Raw genomic sequence first — 24,099 nt, 5'->3', positions numbered from 1 at the left:
TCGGATTCTCAGATCAGGCGTTGGCGAGCTCGGCGGCCTTGTCGGCGCCCTCGTCCATCGTCTCGGCCAGGGTCACGAGCGGGTGGTTGGCGTCGCGGAGGATCGCACGGCCCTCCTCGACCTTGTTGCCGTCGAGGCGCACGACCAGCGGCTTCGAGGCCGACGAGCCGAGCTCGGCGAGCGCGCCCACGATGCCCTTGGCGACCGCGTCGCACGCGGTGATGCCGCCGAACACGTTGACGAACACGCTCTTGACCTGCGGGTCGCCGAGGATGACGTCCAGGCCCGCGGCCATGACCTCGGCCGACGCGCCGCCGCCGATGTCGAGGAAGTTGGCCGGCTTCACGCCGCCGTGGTTCTCACCGGCGTACGCGACGACGTCGAGCGTCGACATCACGAGGCCCGCGCCGTTGCCGATGACGCCGACCTCGCCGTCGAGCTTGACGTAATTGAGGTCGTTGGCCTTGGCCTTCGCCTCGAGCGGGTCGGCGGCGTCCTTGTCTTCGAGCAGCGCGTGACCGGCGTGACGGAAGTCGGCGTTCTCGTCGAGCGAGACCTTGCCGTCGAGGGCGATGATCTCGCCCTCCTCGGTGAGCACGAGCGGGTTGACCTCGACGAGCGTCGCGTCCTCGCCCTTGTAGACGTTGTAGAGCTTGACGAAGACGTCGCTCACCTTGTCGACCAGGTCGGCCGAGAAGCCCGCGGCCTCGGCGATCTCGACGGCCTTCGCCTTGTCGATGCCCGTTCCCGGGTTGACATCGATGCGCGCGAGGGCCTCGGGGCGCTCGACGGCGAGCTCCTCGATCTCCATGCCGCCCTCGACACTGCACAGCGACAGGTACGAGCGGTTCGCACGGTCGAGCAGCACCGAGAAGTAGTACTCCTTGTCGATGCGGGCACCCTGGGCGACCATGACGCGCTTGACGACGTGACCCTTGATGTCGAGGCCGAGGATGGCCTTCGCGGCCTCATAGGCCTCATCGGGCGTCTTGGCGACCTTCACGCCGCCGGCCTTGCCGCGACCGCCGGTCTTGACCTGGGCCTTGACGACGACGACACCTCCGATCTTCTCGGCTGCGGCACGCACCTCCTCCGGCGTGTCCGCGACGATGCCGGCGAGCACCGGCACCTCGTACTTCTCGAAAAGGTCTCGTGCCTGGTACTCGTACAGATCCACAGTGATTTCCTTCGCAGGTGGCGAATGGGGGTGGGGATGACGCGGAAAGCGTCTCGACGTCGAGATATCGACCAATCCCCCAGCCTACTACCGGTCATCGTCCGGTCCTGACCGCAGCGACGCGCCGCGGCGTTCCGAAGAGCGGACCGGATGCTGCGATCACGCGCTCGCAGTCACCGTGCGGTCGTGGGCTCCGTCGTCCGGACATCGGCGCGCTCATCCTCGAGCTCCTCGCCCGGGACGCGGGGCAGGCGCGGGAGGTCTCGGAGGGCCGGCCCTTCGATACGGGACCCCTCCGCCGTGAACCGCGATGCGTGCAGCGGGCAGTCCCACGTGAGTTCGGCGTCGTTCCACCGCAGCACACCGCCGAGGTGGGTGCAGACGGCGCTCACCGCGCACGTGCGCCCGTCGACCGTCGAGATCCCCACCGGCTGACCGGCCCGGTTGGCGACGACACCCTCCCCCTCGGCGGGGCGCGGCACCGGGGTGGGCACACCCTGCGCGCCGATCCATCCCGATGCCGCCTCCCACCCGACCCGCAGATTCTCCACGCCGCCGCGGGCGAGATCGGCGGGCACCGTGAACCGCGTGGAGATGACGTTCATCCACTCCGGGCGGGCGCGGCGTGGCACCCGGCAGATCTCGGCCGTCAGCCGCAGCGCCGCGGCCGGCGCGTTCGACAGCCCCCACTTCGCGTAGCCGGTGGCGAACCGGATGCGACCGAGCGCGCGCGGCATCGCACCGACGAAGGGGATGAGGTCGTGCGACGCGTAGTCCTGCGCCGACCACGAGGCGACGGGTTCGGCGCCCGGGAAGTGGTACTGCGCCCACGACACGAGGCCCGCGACGCTCGCGAGCGGGGAGGACGCGCGGCCGACAGGGAAGCCGTTGCCGCCCACGATCAGCTGCGCGGCCTCGGCGGGGCCGTCCTCGGGAGTGATCGAGCGCACCGACTTGGTCTCGCCGTCGACAGAGATGTAGAGCCCTTCGGGGAGGGGTCCGTCGGTCGCGAACGCCACGCACGACGAGCGCAGCCCGCGCACCTTGGCGAAGTAGAGACCGCGGTCGGTGATGGGGGTGGCTGTGGCGAGCACGACGTGGTTCGCCGCGAGGAATCCTGCTGTCGTCTCGATCCCGCACCACGGCACGGCGTGCACGCGCGTGACGCGCACGCCCGTGTGGAGCGTGCCTCCCTCGCGCAGCAGCGCCTGGGCGAGGGCGATCAGGAGGCGCTGCGGATCGATCGCGACCTGGCGGTCGAGCGCCACCGCGTCCACCATGTCGAACGGAGACTGCGCGAGCTGGTCGGGCTCGACCCGCCGCACCGGGAGCCCGGCTTCGACGGCCGCGTGCAGCTCGGCTTCGATGCACCCGACACCTTCCGGCGTCTGCGCGTACGAGTACGCCGCGCGGTGCGAGTAAGGCACGCCGAGCTCGTCGGCGATTCCCGTGAGCCAGTGCGCACCGTCCTGGTTGGACTCGACGTACGCGCGCACCAGCCGCGCCGAGTGGTGCCGGCGCAAGCCCGAGAGCACCGCACCCTGCAGCAGCGACAGCTTGCCCGTGTTGCCTCCCGAGGCGAGCCCTCCCACCTCCCCCGCCTCCACCACGGCGACGTCCAGTCCTCGGCGGGTGAGGAGCAGCGCGGTCGACAGGCCCGTCAGGCCGGCGCCGACGACCACGACGTCGCGTCGGCGGCCGGACGCGAACGGGGTGCCCACGACCTCGGGGGCGTCTCTCTTCCAGATCGGCGTCATGACCACAGTGAAGCCCGGTAGCCGCACACACGGCGACGGGGTTGACAGCGGCCGACCGAGCCGCCCCTGGCCGAACCGGGCACGCGGCGCGCGCGAGCGTGCCGCGCTGGCCGCAGCACGCGCATTAGGCTCTCCCCGAGATGTCCGACACCGCTGCCGCCTCCGCCACCCAGGCCGCCTCCCGCGCGGCCGTGGTCGCCGCCGCGCTCGAACTGTTCGCCGAGCAGGGGTTCGACCAGACCTCGGTGGAGCAGATCGCCCAGGCGGCCGGCGTATCGCGCTCGACGTTCTTCCGGCAGTTCGGCGGTAAGGACGACGTCGTGTTCACCGACCACGAGCTGCTGCTCGAGCGCCTGCGCGAGTTCCTGGCGCAGCCGCATCGCGATCCGTGGGCGGCCGTGTGCGAGGCATCCGTTTTCGTGTACGCGCACTTCGCGGCGGACCCCGAGCTCGCCCGGCGGCGCTACGCGGTCGTCCGAGGCGTGCCGGCGCTGCGCGATCGCGAGATCGTGACGGTGTTCCGGTACGAGCGGCTGTTCGACGAGTACCTCCGCGCGTCACTGCCCGGCCTCGACCCGCTGGATGCCGTCGGGTTCTCGGCCCTCATCACCGCGATCCACAACCACGTGCTGCGACGGCTCATCCGCGGACCGAAGAAGGTGCCTGTCTCGGTGCTGCGTGCCGCGCTCGACGACGCCCGTCGGCGGTTCGGTGTGCTGCCCGAGAGCGAGGCGGATCCTGCGGCCGACCAGGTCGTCGTCGCCGTGTTCCCGCGGGCGATGCCGACGGCCGAGGTGGCCCGCCGCCTGCGCGAGCGACTGGACGACTGACCGCCGCGGCGCGTCGCGAATATTCGTCGTCGCACGGTCTCGGCACGGCGGTATGTTCGTGCCATGAGCACCGTGGACACCTCGCCGGAAACGGCAGGGAACGCCCCCTGGTACACCCAGGATCCGGATGCCGTCGTCGCCGCGCTTCGCAGCGACCGCGACCGCGGCCTGACCGCTGCCGACGCCGCGAAGCGCCTCGCCGAGCACGGCCCGAACTCGATCGCGGCCGAGAAGCCGCCCTCGACGTGGCAGGTCGCGCTGCAGCAGCTCGCCGACCCGATGAACGTCATGCTGGTCGCCGTCGCGATCATCAGCCTCTTCATCAACCAGGTGAGCGTCGGCATCCTGGTGGGCGCGCTCGTCGTGCTGAACATCGTGCTCGGCACCCGGCAGGAGCTCAAGGCGAAGGCGTCCGTCGACGCCCTCGCCAAGATGCAGATCCCGCAGGCCAAGGTCGTCCGCGACGGGTCGCTCGTGCAGGTCGACGCCACGACCCTCGTCCCGGGCGACATCGTCGCCCTCGAGGCCGGCGACATCGTTCCCGCCGACGGGCGCATCGTGCGCTCGGCGACGCTCGAGACGCAGGAGGCGGCGCTCACGGGTGAGAGCGCGCCGATCCCGAAGGACGCCGGCACCCTCGCCGACACCGAGACGACCCTCGGCGACCGCACCGACATGGTGTTCCAGAACACCCAGGTGACGCGCGGAACGGCGACGGTGGTCATCACCGACACCGGCATGCAGACCCAGATGGGCCAGATCGCGTCGATGCTGTCCGCGGTCAAGCCGGCCAAGTCCCCGCTGCAGCGCGAGCTCGACTCGCTCACCGGCGTGCTCGGCTGGATCGCGTGGGGCGCTGTCGCGATCATCATCATCACGGGTCTGCTGCGCGGCCAGGAGATCACGTCCGTGATCCTCCTGGGCATCTCGATGGCGATCTCGGCGATCCCGACCGGCATGCCCTCGTTCGTGCAGGCGATGCTCTCGTACGGCTCGCGGCAGCTCGCCGAGCACAAGGCCGTCGTCAAGAACCTGACGGATGTCGAGACGCTCGGCGCCACGAGCGCCATCAACTCCGACAAGACCGGCACGCTCACGATGAACGAGATGACGGTGGAGTCGCTGTACTACCGCGGCGAGTGGTTCACGGTCGCGGGCTCGGGCTACGAGAAGTCGGGCGAGGTGCGCCACGTGGCCGGCCTGCCGGTGCCGCAGTTCAACCAGCTCGCGCTCGGGCTCACCCTCTGCAGCGACGCGACGGTCTCCGACGACGGCGCCGTGATCGGCGACCCCACCGAGGCCGCCCTCGTCGTGCTCGCCGCCAAGCTGGGCGCCGACGCCCAGCTCACGAGGGCGAAGTTCCCGCGCGTCGCCGAGGTGCCGTTCGACTCGGCGTACAAGTTCATGGGCACGTTCCACGAGATCCCGGTGGAGGGCGTCGAGACCCTCGTGGGCTACGTCAAGGGCGGGCCCGACGTCGTGCTCGACCGTTGCAGCTCGGTCGCGACGATGGAGGGCGTCGTTCCCATCGCGGACCGCCGCGACGCGATCCTCGAGGCGAACCGCTCGCTGTCGGAGCAGGGCCTGCGCGTCCTCGCGTTCGCGTTCCGCCGCTTCGCCCCCGACGCCCTCGTCGCGGACGACCCCATGGCGGCGGTCTCCGATCTCACCTTCGTCGGCCTCGTCGGCATCATCGACCCGCTGCGGCCGTCCTCGAAGGAGGCCGTGCGCATCGCGCGCGAGGCCGGCATCGAGGTCCGCATGATCACGGGCGACCACGCGATCACCGCCGCGGCGATCGGCGCGAAGCTCGGCCTCGGCGAGGGCGCCGCGAGCGGAGCCGAGATCCAGGCGATGAGCGACGACGAGCTGAAGGCGGCGCTGCCGCGCCTGCACATGTTCGGCCGTGTCACCCCGGAGGACAAGCTGCGTCTGGCCCGTCTCATGCAGGAGCAGGGTGCGGTCGTCGCGATGACCGGCGACGCCGTGAACGACGCCGCCGCGCTCAAGCAGGCCGACATCGGCGTCGCGATGGGCTCCGGCAGCGACGTCACGAAGCAGGCGGGGAAGATGATCCTCGTCGACGACAACTTCGGCACCCTCGTGACCGCGGTACGCCTCGGCCGCTCGATCTACGAGAAGATCGTCAGCTACGTCCGGTTCCAGATGTCTCAGCTGTTCTCGCTCGTGCTGCTGTTCCTCGTGGCGAGCATCTTCGACATCAACGACGGCGTGCCGTTGACGCCGATCATGGTGCTGTTCCTGAACTTCTTCATCGCCATCTTCCCGGTCATCGTGATCCTCCTCGACCCGGTGCCCGACGGCATCATGCTGAAGCCGCCGCGCGACCCGAAGAAGACGATCGCCAACCCGGCCGCGGTCACGCTCTGGTTCGTCTACGGCGGTCTGATCTTCATCACGACGCTCGTGCCGCTGCTGCTCTCCCCCGACCTGCTCAGCTCCACCGAACCCAACGTGCCGGTCACGATGGCGTTCGTGGTCTGCGCGCTCGGCTCGATCTTCGGTGGCCTCGTCATGCGCCGCGACCCCGAGTCGGGTCTCGCCGCCCCGATCATCGACGCGGTGAAGTGGCTGTCGATCCCGCTCGCTCTCACGGTCGTCGCGGTCGAGGTGCCGTTCATGCAGCGCCTCGTCGGCACGACGAGTCTCTCGGGCAACGAGTGGCTCACGGCGCTCGGCCTGGCACTTCTCGTGCCCGTGCTGATCGAGCTCGAGAAGTGGATCCGCCGCGCGCGGATCCGCCGCCGTGGCGCACAGGCCTGAGATACGCGCTGACTCCCGCGGAGGCGGTGGACCGCGGCATCCGTGTGCCGGTCGTCGTAGAGGCGGCCGACGCCGGGCGCGAGCGCGTCTGCACTGGTGCTCACCGCCGAGGCCCGCACCGAACGACGCCGGACCGCCGCGGCGTCGGAGGTTCGCCGTAGGCTCTCGGCGTGGCCACCCTCGACGATCTGCGCCGCACGGCGGCCGGGCTTGCGGGCACGGAGGAGCGCGCGACGACGGGCGGTGCCGCCTGGTTCGTGCGCAGCAAGCTCTACGGGTGGGAGTGTCACCCCTGGCCGAGCGTCCCCGACGACATGCGGGCGATCATCGCGTCCGAGCTCGTCGTCGGTGTGAAGGTCGCCGACCCGATCGACGCGCTGGCCCTGATCGAGATGGAACCCGACGTGTTCCTGCGCACGACGACGCCGTGGGGCGAGCCGAAGGTCGCGTTCCGCATGGCCGGCATCGACCGAGAGCACCTCGCCGAACTGGTGACCGAGGCGTGGCGCGTGCAGGCCCCGAAGTATCTGCGGCGCGCGCTCGACGACGCGGGTTAGGGCAGCGGGTCGTCGCCGCGCCCCCACGCGATGGCGATCAGCCGGCGCAGCACGTCGAGGTCGATGTCGTCGAGCTTCTTCACGTAGACGCAGCCCGCTCCTTCGGTGAACTTCCCGAGCTCCGGTAGCAGCTCGGCCCCTGCGGGAAGATCCTTCAACCCGTAGAGGGAGAGCTGCGCTTTGCGCGGCGAGAACGCGGTCTTCGGCCATTCGCCCCGGCGCCGGGGATCGGATGGGGACACGTACCGATAGCTGCCGTACCCGACCATCGACGGGCCCCACATCACGGGCTCGGCTCCGGTCACCTCGCGGAAGATCTCCGCGAGCGCCAGGCCGTCCTCCCGTCGCCGCTGCGGTGTCGCCGCCTCGAGGAAGGCCGTCACGTCGGCATCGCTGGCCTGCGTCTTGATCTCGCTCACGCCGCCATTATGGCCGCGTGCACCGACGCGGGACAGGGGCCGATCAGCCGGAGGCCGACGATCCGGTCAGCTGGTCGAGGATCGCGAACCGGCTGACCGACCCCGAGAACTCGGTGATGCGTCCGCCCCTCACCCGGTACATGGCGAACTCGGCCACGTTCACGTGACGCCGGGTCGGCGCGAGCGCGCGGCACCGCGCACCGATCCATGGCGGCCGCCGGTCTCGCGCCGTGAATGCCCGTCGCACCGCCATGGCCATTCATCGACCCCCGGTCCGCCGTTGGTACTGAGTACTATTGCTCGTGGGATTCAGTTCCACGAGAATCGGATCCGCCTTACCCGCATCCACACGCCAGGAGTCCGACCGTGCCCGACTTCCAGCCCCGCCCCGGCCAGCGCGTCGAGGGCTACGACGTCACCCGCCGCCGCGGCACCGACTACTACGCCGTGTTCGCCGACATCCCTGCGGCCGACCGCGAGGTGTGGGAACGAGCCCAGGCCTACGTCGACGAGGTCGGCACGCGCATGCAGGACGCGTGGGACACCGGCGAGTACCCCCTCGACATCGCGATGCGCGGCGGCGAGCTCGACCTCTTCAACGACGGCATCGTGCACCCGGCGCTCACGCGGATCTCGCCGCTCGGGGCAGGGCTCGTGAACATGGAGATCTCACGCGGCGACGGGTCCCTCGGCACCGTGCTCGCCGTGCAGGGCGGCCTGGCCCTGCGCACGCTCGCGCTCTTCGGCAGCGACGACCAGCAGACGCGGTGGCTCGTGCCCGTCGCGCGGGGTGAGGTCGCAGCATCCTTCGCTCTCACCGAACCCGACCACGGATCCGACTCGGTCTCCCTCGAGACCGTCGCCCAGTGGGACGCCGCCACGCAGGAGTGGGTGATCGACGGCGCGAAGAAATGGATCGGCAACGGAGCCTCGGGCGGCATCACGTTCGTGTGGGCGCGCGTCGAAGCCGACGACGACGAGTTCCACGGCGCGGTGCGCTGCTTCCTCGTCGAGCAGGACACCCCGGGCTACACGGGCACCGTGATCACGGGCAAGGCGTCGCTGCGCGGCATCCATCAGGCCCTCATCACCCTCGATGGCGTGCGCGTGCCCGCCGGTGCCGTCCTGCCGGGAACGAAGAGCTTCAAGGATGCCTCGACCGTGCTGTACTCGACGCGCTCGGGCGTCGCGTGGTCGGCGCTCGGACACGCGACCGCCTGCTACGAGGCCGCTCTCGCGTACTCGCAGCAGCGCATCCAGTTCGGCAAGCCCCTCGCGAAGTTCCAGATGGTGCAGGAGCGCCTCGCGAACATGCTCGAGGAGCTCACCGCGATGCAGCTGTACTGCCGGTGGATGGCCGATCTCGAGGAGCGCGGCGAACTGCGCCCGACGCAGGCCTCGCTCGCGAAGTATCACAACACCCGCGCGGCCCGCCGTATCGCATCGACCGCCCGCGACATGCTCGGCGGCAACGGCATCCTGCTGGAGAACGGCGTCATGCAGCACATGGCCGACATCGAGGCGATCCACACGTACGAAGGCACCGAGAGCGTGCAGGCGCTGCTGATCGGCCGCGACATCACCGGGATGAGCGCCTTCGCGTAACCCCTCCCCCCGGTTCGGCGCAAGCCGCCCGGTTCGTCCGCCGCACCGCATACGCTCGGCGCATGGGACTGTTCCGCAACGACCCTCAGCGCGTCGTCCTCGAATCGCACGATGTCGAGCCGCGGGCGACCCGCGCACCGTGGAGTCTGTGGGCCGACGGCTTCGGCAGGCTCAGCATCCGTGCCGTCCAGATCCTGGTCGTCGTCACCGTGCTCACCGGCGTCATCTTCGCGATCCAGTACCTGACGCTGGTGACCATCCCCCTGACGATCGCGCTGATCCTCGCGTGCGCGTTCGCGCCGGTGCTGAGATGGATGCGGCGCCGCGGCGTTCCGTCGCTGCCCGCCACCCTCATCACACTGTTCGCCATCACGGTCCTGCTGGCCGGTGTGGGCTGGCTCATCGTCTGGGCGGTCCGCGACCAGTGGGACGAGCTCTCCGCGCAGGCGGTGGACGGCAGCCAAGAGCTGATCGCGTGGGTGCAGACGTTGCCCTTCGCGCCGTCGCAGAATCAGCTCGACGAGTGGCTCGCGACCGTGATCGACTTCGTCACCAGCGCCCAGTTCGGGTCGGGCGCTCTCCGCGGCGTCAACGCCGTCGTGAACTTCGTCACGGGGTTCGTGCTGATGGTCACGATCCTCTTCTTCTTCCTGAAGGACGGCCCGCAGATGTGGGAGTTCGTGCTCCGCCCGTTCCGCGGCGGAAACTACGTGCGGGCGCGGCGGATCGGCGACAAGACGGTCGGCGTCCTCGGCTCGTACATGCGGGGCACCGCGACCGTCGCCCTCGTGGACGCCGTCGGCATCTTCATCGGCCTGCTCATCCTGAACGTGCCGCTGGCGATCCCTCTCGCGGTGCTGACCTTCCTGCTGGCGTTCATCCCGATCGTCGGCGCCACGGTTGCCGGCATCATCGCCGCGCTGGTCGCGCTCGTGGCCAACGGCTGGGTCAATGCCCTGCTGGTCGTGGGTGTCGTCGTGCTCGTGAACCAGCTCGAGGGCAACTTCCTGCAGCCGTTCCTCATGGGCCGCTCGATGAAGCTGCACGCGTTCGTGATCCTCGTAGCCCTGACGATCGGCACCGTTCTGGGCGGCATCGTCGGGGCGGTGCTCGCCGTGCCGATCGCCGCCGCGGCCTGGGGTGCGGTGCAGGTGTGGGACGGCGAGGACCTCCCCGCCCGCTGGGCGCGACCGAAACGTCCGATCGCCCGGTGATGCGGCGCCTGAGGCTCCGCCGCGCGCGCGTAGGGCACGCCTGGGCGGGGCTAAGGTACCCGCGGGCGCCAAGACAGGGGTAACGCCCGATGAGGGCCACCCGCCTTAGCGAGGAAAGTCGTACCCGTCAGCACAACCGGAACCGAGACCCGGCTCCGCCGCAGACAGGAGACACTCATGTACGACACCAGCTACGCGGGCCACATCATCTACCAGCAGCGCGTGGGCGAGCTCGTCCGCGAACTCGAGCTCATGCGCTCTCACGCCGAGCGCGGCCAGGCGCCCGCGCGCCCCGCGGGCCGGCCGCTGTCGGCCTGGTTCCGCGGAATCCTCCACCACGGCGGGGGTGCCGCGGCCATCGCGGGCCACTGACCTCCATTTCGCGACCGCGAGCGCGCACCCTGAACATCTGCCGACAGATGTTCGCCGGGAGGGGGCGAGGCCGGCACCGGCCTCGCCCCCTCCGCTTCGCGGGATCGGGTTCCCGGTGTCGTCGGGGAGCGGCAGGATGAGACGCATGCCGTACGAGATCCCCGCGCCGATGCTCGCGAAGTCCGTGCCCGACGTTCCCGATCGAGCGAAGGTTTCCGGTGGGCTGAGCTACGAGCCGAAGTGGGACGGGTTCCGCGCCCTCATCTCGTGGGACGGCGAGAATGTCGAGATCGGGTCTCGCGGCGCGAAGCCGCTGACGCGGTACTTCCCCGAGCTCGTCGAGGCGTTCGGCCGGCTGCTGCCCGAGCCGTGCCTCCTCGACGGCGAGATCGTCGTGCCGATCGACCGCGACGGCCGGCGCCGGCTCGACTGGGAGTCGCTGTCGCAGCGCATCCACCCCGCCGCATCGCGTGTGAACATGCTCGCCGAGCAGACGCCGGCGATGTTCATCGCGTTCGATCTGCTCGCCGTCGGCGACCGGGATCTGCGGAACGAGCCGTTCGCGACGCGCCGGCAGACGCTCGTCGACCTGTTGCGTGACGTGCCCGGCCCGGTCCACGTCACGCGCACCACCGACGATCCCGAGCTCGCACGCAGGTGGCTCGCCGAGTTCGAGGGCGCCGGTCTCGACGGCGTGGTCGCGAAGCCGCTCGACCAGCCGTACGCGCCCGGCAAGCGCACGATGTTCAAGATCAAGCACGCGCGCACGGCCGATGTCGTGGCGCTGGGGTATCGCATCCACAAGTCGGGTGAGGGCGTGGGCTCGCTGCTCGTCGGGCTGTACGGCGAAGACGGCACGCTCTACCCCGTCGGAGGTGTCGCCGCCTGGAGCAACGCGCGCCGGCTCGAGCTCATCGACGAGCTCGCCCCGCTCGTCGAGCGCGACGCCGACGGCGAGGCGTTGCGCGGCGAGGGCGAGAACTCCCGATTCCAGGCGGGGCGAGCCGATTCGTCGTTCGTGCGGCTGCGACCCGAGCGCGTGCTCGAGGTGCGGTACGACCAGCTCGAAGGCTGGCGCTTCCGCCACACCGTGCAGTTCGAGCGCTGGCGCCCCGATCGGGACCCGCGCTCCTGCACGTACGAGCAGCTCGAGGTGGTCGCAGCGTACGACCTGGCCGACGTGCTGGTCTGACGCCTCCGGCGGCGAGCGGATGCCGCGGCAGTGACCTGTTCGCCGGCCCGGCGCGGGTGTACCTTGCGGTCAGGGTCACTGCTGATGGAGGCATCCATGGCCCGCCGAGACCACCAGGATTCCCGCGGTCGTGCCGGCACGCGGATCTCGCTGATGTGCGCTGTGCTCGGGGCGCTGCTCGTCTCCGGCTGCTCGTCAGCCCTTTCTCTGCCCGAGAAGCCGCAGCCCACCGATGCCATCCGCGAAGACATCGAATCCATCTTCGGCACGCTGTACGGCGAGGATGCCGTGCGCGCAGTCCTCGTGCAGCAGCACGGGGAACTCGTCTACGAGCAGTATCAGGAGTCGACCGCGGACGACACCTGGGACGTGCGAGGCGTCACACGCGCGGTGACCTCGACCCTCATCGGCATCGCGATCGACCGCGGACTCATCTCAGGCGTCGACGCCACACTCGGTCAGCTGCTCCCCGCCTACGCGGCCGTTCTCACCGCCGAGACGGCGGCCATCCAGCTGAAGGCCGTGCTCACCCATACGGCCAACTTCGCGCCGATGTCCGAAGAGCGCGACATCCGCGGAACGCCGGCCGACCTTTATGCGCAGCCGGACTGGGTCGCCGCGATCCTCGCGGATCGCGCATCCCGCGGGCCGGGCGACGGGCGGTTCCTCTTCTCCGACCCGGGCACGCACATCCTCGCCGCCATCGTCGCCGAGGCCACGGGGATGTCGCCGTTCCGGTTCGCGGACGAGGTGCTGTTCGAGCCGCTCGACATCGACACCGCGCCCCTGTGGGAAGAGCGGTTCGCGGCCGGTCGCGACCCCCAGGAACTTCTCCGGGAGTACCAGGAAGCCGACGTGGCCTGGCCCGCCGACCCGCAAGGGGTGAATCTCGGCTATACGCACCTGCGGCTGCGCCCATCGGATCTTCTGAGCATCGGCCAGCTCATGCTCGACGAGGGCGCCTGGGACGACGAGCAGGTGGTGTCGGCCACGTGGGCCGTCCAGGCCACCAGTCCCGTCGTCGCCACCGTCGGTTACGGAACGATCGCCTACGGCTACCAGTGGTGGGTCGACCCGCAGCGCGGCGTGTTCTACGCCCAGGGCGAGGGCGGAACGGCGGTCGTCATCGACCCGGTCAGGGATGCCGTCGCCGTGATCGCCTCCGAGGTCACGATCGACGACGAGCGCGGCAATCACGGCTACGCGAGTGCGACGGCAGTGGGACTCGCTGTCCTGCTCCTCGCCGACCTCTCGGACGACTCCGAGTGAGACCGGCCGATCGCGCGGCCGCCTCGCGGCTGCCCCGTCAGGCCTCGTCCTTGGGCCAGTTCGCCTCGTTCTTGCGGCTCGGCTGCACGCGCGGCGGCTCGCCCGGCATCTTGGGGAAGTCCGGCGGGAACGGCAGCTCGCCGAGCCCGTCGTCGAGGTCGCGGTGCCACCACTCCAGCAGCGTGTCGATGCGCCCCGGCTTCGCGAGCAGGTCGGCCCACGGGTCGCCGACGTCGGCGAGGCGCCGCGGAACGGTCCGCACGGTGAAGTCCGCCGGGTCGACCCCGGCCTCCAGCTCTTCCCAGGCGAGCGGCGTCGACACCGTCGCGGTCGGCAGCGCGCGCGGACTGTAGGCGCCGGCCATCGTGCGGTCGCGGTTGGCCTGGTTGAAGTCGATGAAGATGCGCTCGCCGCGCTCCTCCTTCCACCAGTTCATCGTGACTTTGTCGGGGAGGCGCCGTTCCAGCTCGCGGCCCGCCGCGATGACCGCATGGCGCACGTCGAGGAACTCCCACTCCGGCTCGATCGGACAGAACACGTGGATGCCGCGGTTGCCGCTGGTCTTCAGAAACGCGGTCAACCCCGCCTCGGCGAGCACGTCGCGCATCGCAGGGGCGACGGCCGCGGCATCCGTGAAATCCGTCCCCGGCTGCGGGTCGAGGTCGATGCGCAGCTCGACGGGATTGTCGGTGTTCGCCGTCAGCGACGCCCACGGGTGGAAGACGATGGTGTTCATCTGCACGGCCCAGACCGCCGCGGCGATCTCGGTGAGGATGATCTGCGGATGCCGCCGCCCGCTGTTGTACGTCACGGTCTGGGCTTCGACGAAGGCTGGCGCCCCCTTCGGCGGGTTCTTCGAGTAGAACCGTTCGCCGTCGACACCCTCGGGGAACCGCTCGAGCGACACGGGGCGGTCGCCGTTCGCCGCCAGGAACGGCCCGGAGACCGCGATGAGGTACTCCGCGAGATCGCGCTTGGTGATGCCGGCCTCTGGCCAGATCACCCGGTCGGGATTCGAGATCCCCACCTCGCGATCGCCGTCGGGGCCGGGCACGGTGAGGGTGATCCGCGGGGACGCCATGGATCAGACGCTAGCGGCCGGTCGCGACATCCGTCACCCCGCTCACCGCTCGACCGGGAACACCATGTGCGTCACGCGGGCGCTCGGGATGACCACCGTCGGATCGCCCAGTCGCACCGCCGCGGGATCGACCTCGGCGAAGTACCGATGCCCCTCCCCCAGCACGACCGGCACGAGGTCGACCGCGACCTCGTCGACGAGCCCCGCGGCGAGCGCCTGGCCGGCGACGGTACCGGCGGCCACCGCGACCGTGCGATCGCCGGCGAGCTCCTGGGCCTTCGCCACTGCCTCCTCGATCCCGTCGGTCACGAAATGCGCATTCCCGGTGTGGGCATGGGCCCAGCCCTGCGGGGCCTCGTGCGTGAGCACGACGAACGGCACGCCCAGCGGGTGCACGCCGCTCCAGCCGTCGGTGATGTCGAACAGCAGGCGGCCGACCACGAGGCATCCGAGTTCCCCGATGAAGCTGCGCCAGTGATCCGCACTGGTCGGGGTGAGATGGAACGACGCCGGCTCGCTCGCGGTGAGGACCTCGACCTCACCGGCCTCGTACCAGTCGAAGAGGCGCCCCGGATCGTTGTTCTCGTGCGCGACGAAGCCGTCCAACGACATCGACGCCGACGTCACGACCTTGCCCATGGGTCAGCCCTCCGCCGCGAGCAGCCCGTCGAGCTTGTCGTAGCCCTCGCGCATGCCGCGCTCCATGCCCTCGGACTGCATGTTCGCGAGCACCTCGACGGTCGAGAACACGCTGTGGTCGACGATCCGCGAGCGACCGCCCTCGAGCGCCTCGAAGCGGATGCAGTCGATACTGACCTCGTCGGGCCAGCCCTCGAACTCGAAGGTCTGGATGATCAGCGCGTTCTCGCGCACCGTGTGGAACACGCCGCGGAACGCATACTCGCCGCTCCCGTCGCGTTGCACGAAGCGGTAGCCGCCGCCGGTGCGGAAGTCCCAGTGCGTGATCTCGGTGCGCTCCTCGCCGGGTCCGATCCACTGCTGGAAGAGCTCCGGATCGGCATGCGCCCGGAACAGCGCCTCGACGGGAGCATCGAACTCCCGCGTGATGTCGGCATACGACGTGCCCGGAACGGCTTCGATGATGAGCGGGTTGCTCATGATTCCTTCTCCTTCGTGTCGGTCCTGCGAGGGGCTGCTGCTGTGGGGACGGATGCTGCCGCCGCGAGCACCGCGTCGAGCCGCCGGTAGGCGCGCTCGGCGTCGAGCCGGTAGCGGTCGATCCATGCGGTGAGATCCTCGAGCGCCGCGGCGTCGAGGTGGACGGGTCGCCGCTGCGCATCGCGCGAGCGCGTGACGAGCCCGGCGTCTTCGAGCACCTTGATGTGGCGCGAGACCGCCTGCATGGTGATGGGGAACGGCTCGGCGAGCTCGCCCACCGTCGCCGGCCCGCGGCTCAGCCGCGCGATGATCGCGCGGCGGACCGGATCGCCCAGCGCCACGAAAGCTCGATCGAGCCGGTCATCGTCCATTGCTCAACGCATCCCTTTATCAACGCTTATGTTGAATAGAGTACGCGCGATCGGAGCGGTGTCAACCCCCCTGCTCGTGCCTCTCAGTCCGCGAGGGCGAGGAGGGGTGCGAGGTCCCCACGACTGAGGCGGATCCAAGGCCCCGCGGGGTCGACCAAGAGGCCCGCGAGTCCCTCGTCGGTGCCCAGCGCCTTCGCGAGCTGGGCGGGAGTGATGGGGCCGGCGTTGTCGCCACGACCCATGACCGCGACCTCGAGCGGGTGCGAGTAGACCTCGAGGAAGCGGCGCCCCTCGGCATCGCGCGCTTCGGCGATCCCGGGTGAGCCGCTGTCCGAGACCCCGACAGCGACCCAGAGCGGAACGCGTGTGAGCGCCTCGGCGAGCTCGGCGTTGGTCTCGGGCGTGCGTTCCGCAGCGAGGAGCGTCTTGACCGTCAGCTGGGGGTCGGCCTGCTCGACGGCACGCTGCAGCAGCGCCTTCGGCAGCACCGCGCGCGACGGCGACGACGCGGGGTCGATGATGATCCCGTCGTACGAGCTCGCGAACACGTGCCGCAGCACCGTGAGCACAGGCTGGCCCATCGCCGAAGTCTCGGCGTCGCCGTCGGCCTTGACGCTCGCCTGCAGCGCGGCGCCGCTCGAGTAGACGAGCGCGAAGGTCCGCTCTCCCGAGTTCGCGATCGCGAGCGGCAGCCCCTTCCCCTCGGCGAGGAGCGCACGCGCGTCGCCCTTGACCCGCAGGAACACGTGCCCCTGCAGCAGCTGCCGCGTGACGTCGAGCAGCGCCTGCGAGGCCGGAGCGTCGCCGATGCGCCCGAGCGCGGCGCGCAGCAGCACGTTGTCGCGCAGCCCCGGGACAGTCTCGGTCTGTTCGGGCGCCGTGCGCATCCACTCGCGGGCGCCGAGGCGGGGCTTCGGCCCCGGCGGCACGGTCTCACCGGCCTGGGGCTCGCGCGGCTCCGCCGGCTGAGAGGTCGCCGGCGACACCCCGAGCCCGCCGAACGACGAGACGGAGATGGACACGGATGCTGCAGCATTCGTCGCCGCATCTTCAGCAGGCACGTCGCGCGTGGGGTCTTCAAGCGCAGGTCGGGCGGCAGCATCCGTTCCCGCAGAGAGTGCGTCGCTGACGGCGGCGGAAGGCGCATCGCCGACAGCGGCGCCGGTCGCCTCGTCGGGTGACGGCGCCCCAGCCGGGGCAGCGGCCGCCCTCTCGGCCGTGACCTCGTCGGCCGGCGAGGGCTCGGGGAAGGTCGGCGGCTGCGCGGCGGGCTTCTTCGGACGGCGCGAGAACAAGGCCATTGTGCGAGCCTAACCCGCCGTGCTCTGCCCGATCGCGTGCCGTTCTCAGGATCGCTGAGAGAGGCTGCACGGCGTCCCCGGAATCTCGCGAGGGCGCCGACGCCGCGACGGCGGGGAGCCTTGGAGGCGGCGGGATGGAATGCCGCCCCGGCCGTGCTCCGCCGCCTGGCCCACCACCACCTGCTGATCGAGGGAGGTTCTCGCCGGGAGTGAGCCGCCGCTCGTCAGAGCTTCGTGATCGGGGCGATCTTGATCAGCAGCTTCTTCGGGCCGGCCGAGTCGAACCGCACGTGCGCGACGCGCTTGGCGCCCTCGCCGGTGATGGCGTCGACGCGGCCCTCACCGAAGTCGTCGTGACGGATGCGGTCACCGGGCGCCAGCTCGAGGTCCCCGTTGTCGCGCACCTTGGCGGGGATCTTGTTCGCGAAGCGCTCGAGGTTGCCCGACGGCTCGCGGCGCGCCAGCGGCACCAGATCATCGCCGTAGCGCCGGCTGCCTGAACCGCCGAACCCGGAGCCCGACCCCGAGCCGCGTCGTGCGTTGAGCGCGCGTGACTGCGTGCCGCCCCGCGAGTTCACGTCGCCCGGCGATTGGCGCCAGTGCAGCAGCTCGGCGGGGATCTCCTGAAGGAAACGACTTGGCATCGCGACCGTGACCTCGCCGAACTGAGCTCGGGTCATCGCGAGCGAGAGGTACAGGCGCTTGCGAGCGCGCGTGATGCCGACATAGAACAGCCGACGCTCCTCCTGCGGACCGCCGGGCTCCCCCGCCGAGATCCGGTGCGGGATGAGGTCCTCTTCGACTCCCGTCACGAAGACGGCGTCGTACTCGAGGCCCTTCGCCGTGTGCATCGTCATGAGCGACACCGAGCCTGATGCATCCTCGAGGTCGTCGGCATCCGACACCAGAGCGACCTCGGTGAGGAAGTCCAGCAGAGTTCCCTCGGGGTTGTTGCGCGCGAACTCGCGGGCGACGGCCACCATCTCGTCGAGGTTCTCGATGCGCGCCTCGTCCTGCGCGTCCTTACTGGCCCGCAGCGCGTCGTAATAGCCGCTCTTGTTGAGCAGCAGGGTGAGGCCCTCAGCGACGGCGGTGGGCGGAGCGAGCTCGCCCGAGGACGGGAGCATGATCTCGGAGGCCTCGGCCAGCACTGCGTCGAGATGCGCGACGGCCGCCTGGATCTTGGGCCCGACCCCCAGGGCCGACGAGTTCGCGAGCGCGTCCCGGAACGTGATCTGCTGATCGGCCGCGTACCGCGAGATCGTCTCGATCGTCACGTCGCCGATGCCGCGTCGCGGCCGGTTGATGATGCGGCGCATGGCCATCTCGTCGGCGGGGTTCGCGACCGCGACGAGGTACGCGAGGGCGTCCTTGATCTCGGCGCGCTCGTAGAACTTCGTGCCACCCATGATCTTGTAGGGCAGCGCCGAGCGGATGAAGATCTCTTCCAGCGCGCGCGACTGCGAGTTCGTGCGGTAGAACACCGCGATCTGCGAGTAGTCGACGCCGGCGCGGCGCAGCGCCTCGATCTCGTCGGCGACGAACTGCGCCTCGTCGTGCTGCGAGTAGCCGGTGAAGCCGACGATCTGCTCGCCCTCCCCGACGTCGGTCCAGAGCTTCTTGTCTTTGCGGTCGAAGTTGTGGCCGATGACCGCGTTCGCCGCCGACAGGATGTTCTGCGTCGACCGGTAGTTCTGCTCGAGCAGCACGACCTTGGCGCCCGGGTAGTCCTTCTCGAACTCGCTGATGTTGCGGATGTCGGCGCCGCGGAACGCGTAGATCGACTGATCGGAGTCGCCGACCACTGTCAGCGAGGCACCGTCTTCTGCGGCCGGTTCGGGCTCGAAGATCATCATGCCGCCCGACGCGGCGAGGGGCGCAGCATCCGATCCGGGCGGACGCGTGAGCTCGTGGATCAGCGCGTACTGCGCGTGGTTGGTGTCCTGGTACTCGTCGACCAGGACATGCCGGAAGCGCCGTCGGTAGACGTCGGCGACCTGCGGGAACGCGCGGAACAGGAAGACCGTCTGGCCGATGAGGTCGTCGAAGTCGAACGCGTTCGCCTTCTGCAGCTCGCGCTGGTATGCGCCGAACAGTTCGACGAAGACGCGCTCGGCAGGGTCGCTCATGTTGGCTGAGCGGGCGTAGGACTCGGCATCCGCCAGCTCGTTCTTCAGACGGGAGATCTTCGACTGCGTGGCCGCCGGCGTGAGCCCGAACGCGTCGGCCTCGTGCTCCTTGACCAGGCGCTTGATGAGGGCTCGCGAGTCGCCGGAGTCGTAGATCGTGAACGACTTGGTGAAGCCGAACTGCTCCGCCTCGCGCCGGAGGATCCGCACGCACGCGGAGTGGAACGTCGAGATCCACATGCCGCGCGACGAGTCGCCCACGAGGTGCTCGACGCGCTCGCGCATCTCGCCCGCGGCCTTGTTGGTGAACGTGATCGCGAGGATCTGGCTCGGCCACGCCTCGCGGCCTCGCAGCAGCGACGCGATGCGCCGTGTCAGCACGCTCGTCTTGCCGGAGCCCGCGCCGGCTACGATGAGCAGCGCCTGCCCTCGGTACGTCACGGCCTCCCGCTGCTGCGGGTTGAGCCCTTCGAGGAGGTCGTCGTCGAGGCGTGCGGCGGGGCCCTGGGGACCGATGTCTCTGCCGACGATGATGGGGGTGCTGGCGTCCGTCATTGCCCGTCAAGTCTAGGCGCGTGCGCCGACACCCATGCCGCCGGCGTCGTGCCGTTCACGCGCGGCGGATGCTGTGACTCACGGCAGCCGCGAGGCAGCCGCCTTCAGCTTCCGCAGCGCCGGCGACACCTCGGCGAGCCGTTTCTCCGCCTCGTCGCGCAGCAGCCCGGCGATCGTGTCGTAGGCGTCGGACAGCTCGCCCGCTCGGCCGGCGAGGGCACCTTCGTGCGCGACCCGGTGTGCGAGCAGCATCGCGTCGCGGTGCCCACCGAGCGCGTCGTGCAGGTCGTCGCCGGCCTCCGCGATGGCCTCGACCTCCTGGGGGAACAGATCGGGAGCGACGTCGGCGATCGCCTCGGCGACGTACCGCGTGCGGCGCGCGGCCTTGCGCAGCTCGTGGTGAGCATCGTCCGAGCCGTCGAGGCGGGCCTCGGCCTTCGCCACGCGCTGCGCCTGCTTCGCCAGCACGGCCGCGAACACGTCGGCTGCAGGCTGATCCGGGTCGTCGACGACCGCGGGATCGACGAACTCGCGCAGCAGTCGGGCGCGCTCCTCCGATCGCGGCGAACGCGCGAGCTCCACGAGCCGCTCGTGCGCGGCCGGGTAGAGGTCGCGCTCGCTCTCGACCAGCCGGCGCCGCACCGCGGGGTCGTCGATCTCGGCGCGCTCCAGCATCTCTTCCGCGACGTCGGCCCGCACCTCGATGTCGCGCACGACGCCGAGCTCGCGCCCCCACTCGGCGTACGCCACCCGCAGCCGCTCCGCCGCGCGCGTGTCGAGGGCCTGGCGGAAACCGCCGAGCACGCTCCGCAGCCGCCGCACCCGCACGCGGTGCTGATGCACGCCGTCCGGCTCGTCCGCCAGGGCGGCAGCGGCGGTGTCCTCGACCTCGGCCGCCGTGCGGCGCAGGATCTCTCCGAGCACGTCTCCGACGGTGGGATCCTCGCGCTGCCTGCCCATCCCCCGAGCCTAGAGAGGCGCCGCAACGAGAGCCAGCGGCGCGAGCAATCGGTACGCGTCCGGCCGAACCCTCGTCGACACACCCCCTCGGGTGTCGGCTCGTTCCTCGGCACTGGCAGCTGCGTCAGAGCCGCTCCCCCGAGATCCTGCTCGCCGAGCACCGGGATCTGGTCAACGCCCTTGCGGGTCGAGACGCCGAGGCGGCTGCCGACGTGGCGCTCCGCCACGTGGACACGAGCGACGCCCTCTCCCACGAGATCGTGCTCGGCGCCGACGGCTGACGCCGGAAACGCGTTCGCGCCTTCGTGAGCGCATGGTGAACACCCGGTCTCGGACTCCCCTTCAGGAGGGAACGGATGCTGCGCCCCGCCGCCGTCGCCATGGCACCGCGAGCAGCAGTCCGACGATGACCAGCGCACCACCGAACGCGGACGCGGCCCAGGGGGTGGCATCGGGGATCTCGAGGTACGTGGTGATGCCGAGGATGCGCGCGAGGCCCCACGGGAGCAGGCCCAACTCGTCGTTCCACAGGCTCAGCGCGGTCTCGAGGCCGACGAACCCGACGACGACCGCCGGCACGAGCAGCCCCGCGCCCGCAGCGGCGAGCACGTACCCGGTCGCGCGCCGTGCGCGCACCTGCGCCGCGAGCGCCCAGCCGGCAGCGACGAACACCCAGACGAACAGCGCGAACGCGACGGTGATGTACACGGTCCGCAGCACGGGGTCGGTCCAGAACGCGAACCAGTAGCCGCCCGGTCCGGTGAACGACAGGGCGAACAGCGTCACGATGCAGCGCAGCATCACGACACCGCCGACGGCGGCGATGACGGGCCACGGCGAGCGCTCCCAGACGAACAGGCGCAGCGCGAGGGCGAACACGACCCAGGCGCCGATGACGACGGCGAGGTGCGTCCACGACAGGAACGACGTCTGCACGGCGCGCGTCGCGATCAGCAGCCCGGCGGGCACGACCAGCAGCAGCCATCGGTCGAGCTCGAGCATGCCGAGAGTCGACTCGCGGGCCCGCCACGGCCGGGTCGAGGCGATCCACGTCGCGCGCGCCGCCGCGGCGCCGGGCTTCGCCACCAGGCGCGTGCGGGCGGCGAGCATGCCGATCACGACCCAGGCGGCGGCGAGCACGAGCAGCACGCGCGCGAACCACGCCATCGTCTCGTCGCGCTGCCCGCGGTCCACGCCCAGCTGCGCGGCGGTGAGGTTGAACGCCGGGTAGTCGATGTTCCCCTCGTACGCCTCGAGGTGCTCTGCCGCACGCTCCTCGTAGACGGCACGGTCCGCGTCCCACCGGGCATGCGCCTCGGGCGAGAGCGTGTCGTGCCACTGCCCCTGGTGCAGGATCATCGCGCGATACGCCTCGAGGAGCCGCAGGGTGTCGAGCTCGTAGTCGAGCGTGTTCAGGTACGCGGCCCGGATGTCGGCGGAGTGCCAGGTGGCAGCATCCGTCTCCGAGACCAGATCGCGCATCTGCTCGACCGCGGCCACCGCGTCCGCTCCGGAGGCGATCGCCGCCTCGACGCCGTCGGGGCCGCTGTCGCGGACGATCGAGTACAGCACATCGAGCACCGCGGAGTCGCCGGTGAGAATGTCCCACTCGAAGATCCACATCATGGGCGGCGGCTCGAGCCCGATGGCGAACACCCGCTGCTCGGCGAACTGCGGAACGTACATGCCCTCGGCGATCGCGTCGCGGGAGTGCGTCATCGCCGCGACGATCGCTTCGACGGTGGCGGGGTCTTCGGAGAAGTACTCGCGCGCCCACGCGGCGGTGATGCCGGCGACGTCGGCCTCGGGATCCTGCGCGAGGGATGCTGCGAGCTGCGTGTTCAGCTCGTACAGCTGCCAGAACCCGGACTTCAGGTACAGCGACATGGGTCCGGCTCGCCACGGTCCGCCGTCCTGAGTCCAGACCCAGACACCCTCGACCTGGTCGTTCGCGGCGAGCAGCTGCTGCAACGCCCCCTGGTACTGCGGGCCGAGGTCGTTGGGGAACGCGCCGAAGTTCTCGAACTCACGCCGGCTCTGGAACTCGACGATGCGCCGCTGGGCCCCCTGTTCGAGCGTGTCGTTCAGGGGCAGCCACGTGTAGAAGTCGCCGAGCGTGTACTTCGTCGACACGATCAGCGCGGGCGAATCGATACCGCCCAGCACCGCCTGATATGACGCGCTGTTGGTGTGCATGTCGCCGACGGCGCCGACCCCCACCGACCACGTGCGGAAGATCACTTCCCGATCGGATGCCTCGGCCTGCCCCGTGAACGCCTCGAGCATCGTGCGCACGGCGTCGACCGAGGTCACCTCGAGCGCGGAGTAGTAGTCCCAACCGCCCACGTCGTAGACCGGACCCGCCTCGCCGATGCGGATGAGCACCCCGTCGAGCGCGGGCACGGCGTCGTAGAGCTCGTCGAGGCCGGCGGTGTAGACGCTCCACAGCTCGGGGTTCTCGGTGTCGAGCGAGCCGAACTCCTCAGCGAGGTACTGCTCGAGCGGCCCGGTCAAGGCGAGCATGTCGGTGCGCAGGAACACCTTCATGCCGAGCTCGTCGGCGCGCTCCCAGAACGGTGCGTACGCGTCGCGGAGCGCCAGCGCCTTGTCTCGGTGATCGTCGCCGTCCGCGTAGACCGGGCCGTCGGGAGCGTCGTCGAACGTCACGTACTCGACGAATCCGGGGAACGCGACGGCGTTGAACCCGTTCGCGAGCGAGTGTCGCAGGAACCCGTCGAAGTCCTCGAACGCCGCGGCGAGGGCGGTCTGGTCGACGTACGGCGGCTCGGCCTGCACCACCGCCGCGAACGCCTTCGACGCGTGCGAGTAGTCGTCGCCCGCCTTCCACTGCGCCGGGTCGGGGATCACGCCGACCGCGCCGAGATCGGTCATGCGCACCGCCAGGCGCGAGGCCTCGTGTTCGCCGATGAGCTCGGTGAGCGGCGCGGCGGCGCGCACCTGGTTGCTGAGGTCGTAGATGCCGCGCGTGACGCCGGCTTCGCTGCCGGCGCGGACGAGCAGCGACGCGGCATCCCCTTCGAGCGTGTACGCGTCATCGGTCGCGACGAGGGTCGGGTCGATCCGCACCGTGAGCACGGCTTCGCCGGAGGTTGCGGATGCTGCGGCCGCAGCATCCGTCAGTTCCTCCAGTGCGACCGACACGCGCTCGGTGTCGGGAGCATCGAAGGTGAAGGACGGCGGCAGAACCGCCTCGGCGACCGCGGGCACGACCGGGGCGGCCGGCTCCATCTGGGCCGAGGGCTCGGTGCGGATGCCGAGCGCGTCGCCGACGGCGACGGCGACCCCGGCGCCGAGCGCCAGCAGGATGATCGCGGTGACGACAGCGAGGATGCCTCGCCGTCGCGCCGTCGTCATCCTCTGATCCTAGATCCGCCGCGGAGGCCCCC

Annotated in this window: 20 protein-coding genes; 8 read left to right on the top strand and 12 right to left on the bottom strand. The window is 70.4% G+C overall.

Annotated features, from left to right (window positions below; all coding sequences use genetic code 11):
* Window positions 1-13: 13 nt before the first annotated feature.
* Entirely contained in the window at window positions 14-1,177 is a 1,164-nt protein-coding gene (gene sucC / locus MRBLWH3_RS08025; protein ID WP_363430338.1) for an ADP-forming succinate--CoA ligase subunit beta, read from the bottom strand.
* Between the two features lie 173 nt (window positions 1,178-1,350).
* A complete protein-coding gene (locus tag MRBLWH3_RS08020; protein WP_363430336.1) occupies window positions 1,351-2,934 on the bottom strand; it encodes an FAD-dependent oxidoreductase in 1,584 nt (527 codons plus the stop codon).
* 140 nt (window positions 2,935-3,074) lie between these two features.
* Between MRBLWH3_RS08020 and MRBLWH3_RS08015 the strand changes: the two genes are divergently transcribed.
* From MRBLWH3_RS08015 to MRBLWH3_RS08005, 3 genes are all read left to right on the top strand, one after another.
* The gene (locus tag MRBLWH3_RS08015; RefSeq protein ID WP_363430334.1) at window positions 3,075-3,764 is read left to right on the top strand and encodes a TetR family transcriptional regulator; all 690 of its coding nucleotides are present in this window, start codon (window positions 3,075-3,077) and stop codon (window positions 3,762-3,764) included.
* Window positions 3,765-3,827: 63 nt separating this feature from the next.
* A complete protein-coding gene (locus MRBLWH3_RS08010) occupies window positions 3,828-6,548 on the top strand; it encodes a cation-translocating P-type ATPase (RefSeq protein WP_363430332.1) in 2,721 nt (906 codons plus the stop codon).
* Between the two features lie 170 nt (window positions 6,549-6,718).
* The gene (locus MRBLWH3_RS08005) at window positions 6,719-7,105 is read left to right on the top strand and encodes an MmcQ/YjbR family DNA-binding protein (RefSeq protein WP_363430330.1); all 387 of its coding nucleotides are present in this window, start codon (window positions 6,719-6,721) and stop codon (window positions 7,103-7,105) included.
* Here MRBLWH3_RS08005 and MRBLWH3_RS08000 read toward each other — a convergent pair.
* Complete coding sequence (locus tag MRBLWH3_RS08000) at window positions 7,102-7,524, bottom strand: DUF1801 domain-containing protein (protein WP_363430328.1); 423 nt, start codon at window positions 7,522-7,524, stop codon at window positions 7,102-7,104. The genes MRBLWH3_RS08005 and MRBLWH3_RS08000 overlap by 4 nt on opposite strands.
* A 43-nt stretch (window positions 7,525-7,567) precedes the next feature.
* Window positions 7,568-7,777, bottom strand: coding sequence for a hypothetical protein (locus MRBLWH3_RS07995; protein ID WP_363430326.1), 210 nt, complete (start codon window positions 7,775-7,777; stop codon window positions 7,568-7,570).
* Window positions 7,778-7,890: 113 nt separating this feature from the next.
* On the opposite strand from MRBLWH3_RS07995, the gene MRBLWH3_RS07990 reads away from it, so the two are divergent.
* The 5 genes from MRBLWH3_RS07990 to MRBLWH3_RS07970 all read left to right on the top strand — a co-directional run bounded on the left by MRBLWH3_RS07990 (window position 7,891) and on the right by MRBLWH3_RS07970 (window position 13,176).
* Window positions 7,891-9,129, top strand: a complete 1,239-nt coding sequence (locus MRBLWH3_RS07990) for an acyl-CoA dehydrogenase family protein (protein WP_363430324.1) — start codon at window positions 7,891-7,893, stop codon at window positions 9,127-9,129.
* A 62-nt stretch (window positions 9,130-9,191) separates the two neighbouring features.
* Window positions 9,192-10,343, top strand: coding sequence for an AI-2E family transporter (locus MRBLWH3_RS07985; RefSeq protein WP_363430322.1), 1,152 nt, complete (start codon window positions 9,192-9,194; stop codon window positions 10,341-10,343).
* A 177-nt stretch (window positions 10,344-10,520) separates the two neighbouring features.
* Window positions 10,521-10,715 carry a hypothetical protein gene (locus MRBLWH3_RS07980; RefSeq protein WP_363430320.1) on the top strand — a complete coding sequence of 65 codons (195 nt, stop codon included), beginning with the start codon at window positions 10,521-10,523 and terminating at the stop codon, window positions 10,713-10,715.
* Between the two features lie 145 nt (window positions 10,716-10,860).
* Window positions 10,861-11,907 (top strand): ATP-dependent DNA ligase, encoded by a 1,047-nt coding sequence (locus MRBLWH3_RS07975; RefSeq protein WP_363430318.1) that lies wholly within the window; start codon window positions 10,861-10,863, stop codon window positions 11,905-11,907.
* A gap of 96 nt (window positions 11,908-12,003) precedes the next feature.
* On the top strand, window positions 12,004-13,176 hold the full coding sequence (locus MRBLWH3_RS07970) for a serine hydrolase domain-containing protein (RefSeq protein ID WP_363430316.1): 1,173 nt from the start codon (window positions 12,004-12,006) through the stop codon (window positions 13,174-13,176).
* Window positions 13,177-13,213: 37 nt separating this feature from the next.
* On the opposite strand, the gene ligD is transcribed toward MRBLWH3_RS07970, so the two are convergent.
* The 8 genes from ligD to MRBLWH3_RS07930 form a co-directional block, all read right to left on the bottom strand.
* Window positions 13,214-14,257, bottom strand: coding sequence for a non-homologous end-joining DNA ligase (gene ligD, locus MRBLWH3_RS07965; protein ID WP_363430314.1), 1,044 nt, complete (start codon window positions 14,255-14,257; stop codon window positions 13,214-13,216).
* A gap of 42 nt (window positions 14,258-14,299) precedes the next feature.
* Entirely contained in the window at window positions 14,300-14,896 is a 597-nt protein-coding gene (locus tag MRBLWH3_RS07960; RefSeq protein ID WP_363430312.1) for a dihydrofolate reductase family protein, read from the bottom strand.
* A 3-nt stretch (window positions 14,897-14,899) separates the two neighbouring features.
* A complete protein-coding gene (locus tag MRBLWH3_RS07955; protein ID WP_363430310.1) occupies window positions 14,900-15,376 on the bottom strand; it encodes an SRPBCC family protein in 477 nt (158 codons plus the stop codon).
* A complete protein-coding gene (locus tag MRBLWH3_RS07950; protein WP_363430308.1) occupies window positions 15,373-15,747 on the bottom strand; it encodes an ArsR/SmtB family transcription factor in 375 nt (124 codons plus the stop codon). The genes MRBLWH3_RS07955 and MRBLWH3_RS07950 overlap by 4 nt, the downstream gene beginning before the upstream one ends.
* Window positions 15,748-15,830: 83 nt before the next feature.
* On the bottom strand, window positions 15,831-17,048 hold the full coding sequence (locus tag MRBLWH3_RS07945; RefSeq protein WP_363430306.1) for an SseB family protein: 1,218 nt from the start codon (window positions 17,046-17,048) through the stop codon (window positions 15,831-15,833).
* Window positions 17,049-17,272: 224 nt separating this feature from the next.
* Window positions 17,273-19,732, bottom strand: a complete 2,460-nt coding sequence (locus MRBLWH3_RS07940; protein WP_363430304.1) for an ATP-dependent helicase — start codon at window positions 19,730-19,732, stop codon at window positions 17,273-17,275.
* A gap of 78 nt (window positions 19,733-19,810) precedes the next feature.
* Entirely contained in the window at window positions 19,811-20,692 is an 882-nt protein-coding gene (locus MRBLWH3_RS07935) for a CHAD domain-containing protein (protein ID WP_363430302.1), read from the bottom strand.
* A 342-nt stretch (window positions 20,693-21,034) separates the two neighbouring features.
* Window positions 21,035-24,067 carry a hypothetical protein gene (locus MRBLWH3_RS07930; RefSeq protein WP_363430300.1) on the bottom strand — a complete coding sequence of 1,011 codons (3,033 nt, stop codon included), beginning with the start codon at window positions 24,065-24,067 and terminating at the stop codon, window positions 21,035-21,037.
* Window positions 24,068-24,099 lie beyond the last annotated feature (32 nt).

It is taken from the genome of Microbacterium sp. LWH3-1.2 (assembly GCF_040675855.1).
Lineage (GTDB): Bacteria > Actinomycetota > Actinomycetes > Actinomycetales > Microbacteriaceae > Microbacterium.
The sequence above is the reverse complement of the archived record's forward strand: the minus strand, read 5'-3'. Positions and strand labels throughout refer to the sequence as shown.

Excerpts from the sequence above, each read along its gene's own strand:
- ligD (WP_363430314.1), bottom strand. The coding sequence starts at position 14,257 with ATGGCGTCCCCGCGGATCACCCTCACCGTGCCCGGCCCCGACGGCGAT.
- MRBLWH3_RS07980 (WP_363430320.1), top strand. The coding sequence starts at position 10,521 with ATGTACGACACCAGCTACGCGGGCCACATCATCTACCAGCAGCGCGTG.
- MRBLWH3_RS07935 (WP_363430302.1), bottom strand. The coding sequence starts at position 20,692 with ATGGGCAGGCAGCGCGAGGATCCCACCGTCGGAGACGTGCTCGGAGAG.
- MRBLWH3_RS07985 (WP_363430322.1), top strand. The coding sequence starts at position 9,192 with ATGGGACTGTTCCGCAACGACCCTCAGCGCGTCGTCCTCGAATCGCAC.
- MRBLWH3_RS07975 (WP_363430318.1), top strand. The coding sequence starts at position 10,861 with ATGCCGTACGAGATCCCCGCGCCGATGCTCGCGAAGTCCGTGCCCGAC.
- MRBLWH3_RS07940 (WP_363430304.1), bottom strand. The coding sequence starts at position 19,732 with ATGACGGACGCCAGCACCCCCATCATCGTCGGCAGAGACATCGGTCCC.
- MRBLWH3_RS07960 (WP_363430312.1), bottom strand. The coding sequence starts at position 14,896 with ATGGGCAAGGTCGTGACGTCGGCGTCGATGTCGTTGGACGGCTTCGTC.
- MRBLWH3_RS07995 (WP_363430326.1), bottom strand. The coding sequence starts at position 7,777 with ATGGCGGTGCGACGGGCATTCACGGCGCGAGACCGGCGGCCGCCATGG.
- MRBLWH3_RS07945 (WP_363430306.1), bottom strand. The coding sequence starts at position 17,048 with ATGGCCTTGTTCTCGCGCCGTCCGAAGAAGCCCGCCGCGCAGCCGCCG.
- MRBLWH3_RS07970 (WP_363430316.1), top strand. The coding sequence starts at position 12,004 with ATGGCCCGCCGAGACCACCAGGATTCCCGCGGTCGTGCCGGCACGCGG.
- MRBLWH3_RS08015 (WP_363430334.1), top strand. The coding sequence starts at position 3,075 with ATGTCCGACACCGCTGCCGCCTCCGCCACCCAGGCCGCCTCCCGCGCG.
- MRBLWH3_RS08010 (WP_363430332.1), top strand. The coding sequence starts at position 3,828 with ATGAGCACCGTGGACACCTCGCCGGAAACGGCAGGGAACGCCCCCTGG.
- MRBLWH3_RS07930 (WP_363430300.1), bottom strand. The coding sequence starts at position 24,067 with ATGACGACGGCGCGACGGCGAGGCATCCTCGCTGTCGTCACCGCGATC.
- MRBLWH3_RS07950 (WP_363430308.1), bottom strand. The coding sequence starts at position 15,747 with ATGGACGATGACCGGCTCGATCGAGCTTTCGTGGCGCTGGGCGATCCG.
- MRBLWH3_RS07955 (WP_363430310.1), bottom strand. The coding sequence starts at position 15,376 with ATGAGCAACCCGCTCATCATCGAAGCCGTTCCGGGCACGTCGTATGCC.
- MRBLWH3_RS08020 (WP_363430336.1), bottom strand. The coding sequence starts at position 2,934 with ATGACGCCGATCTGGAAGAGAGACGCCCCCGAGGTCGTGGGCACCCCG.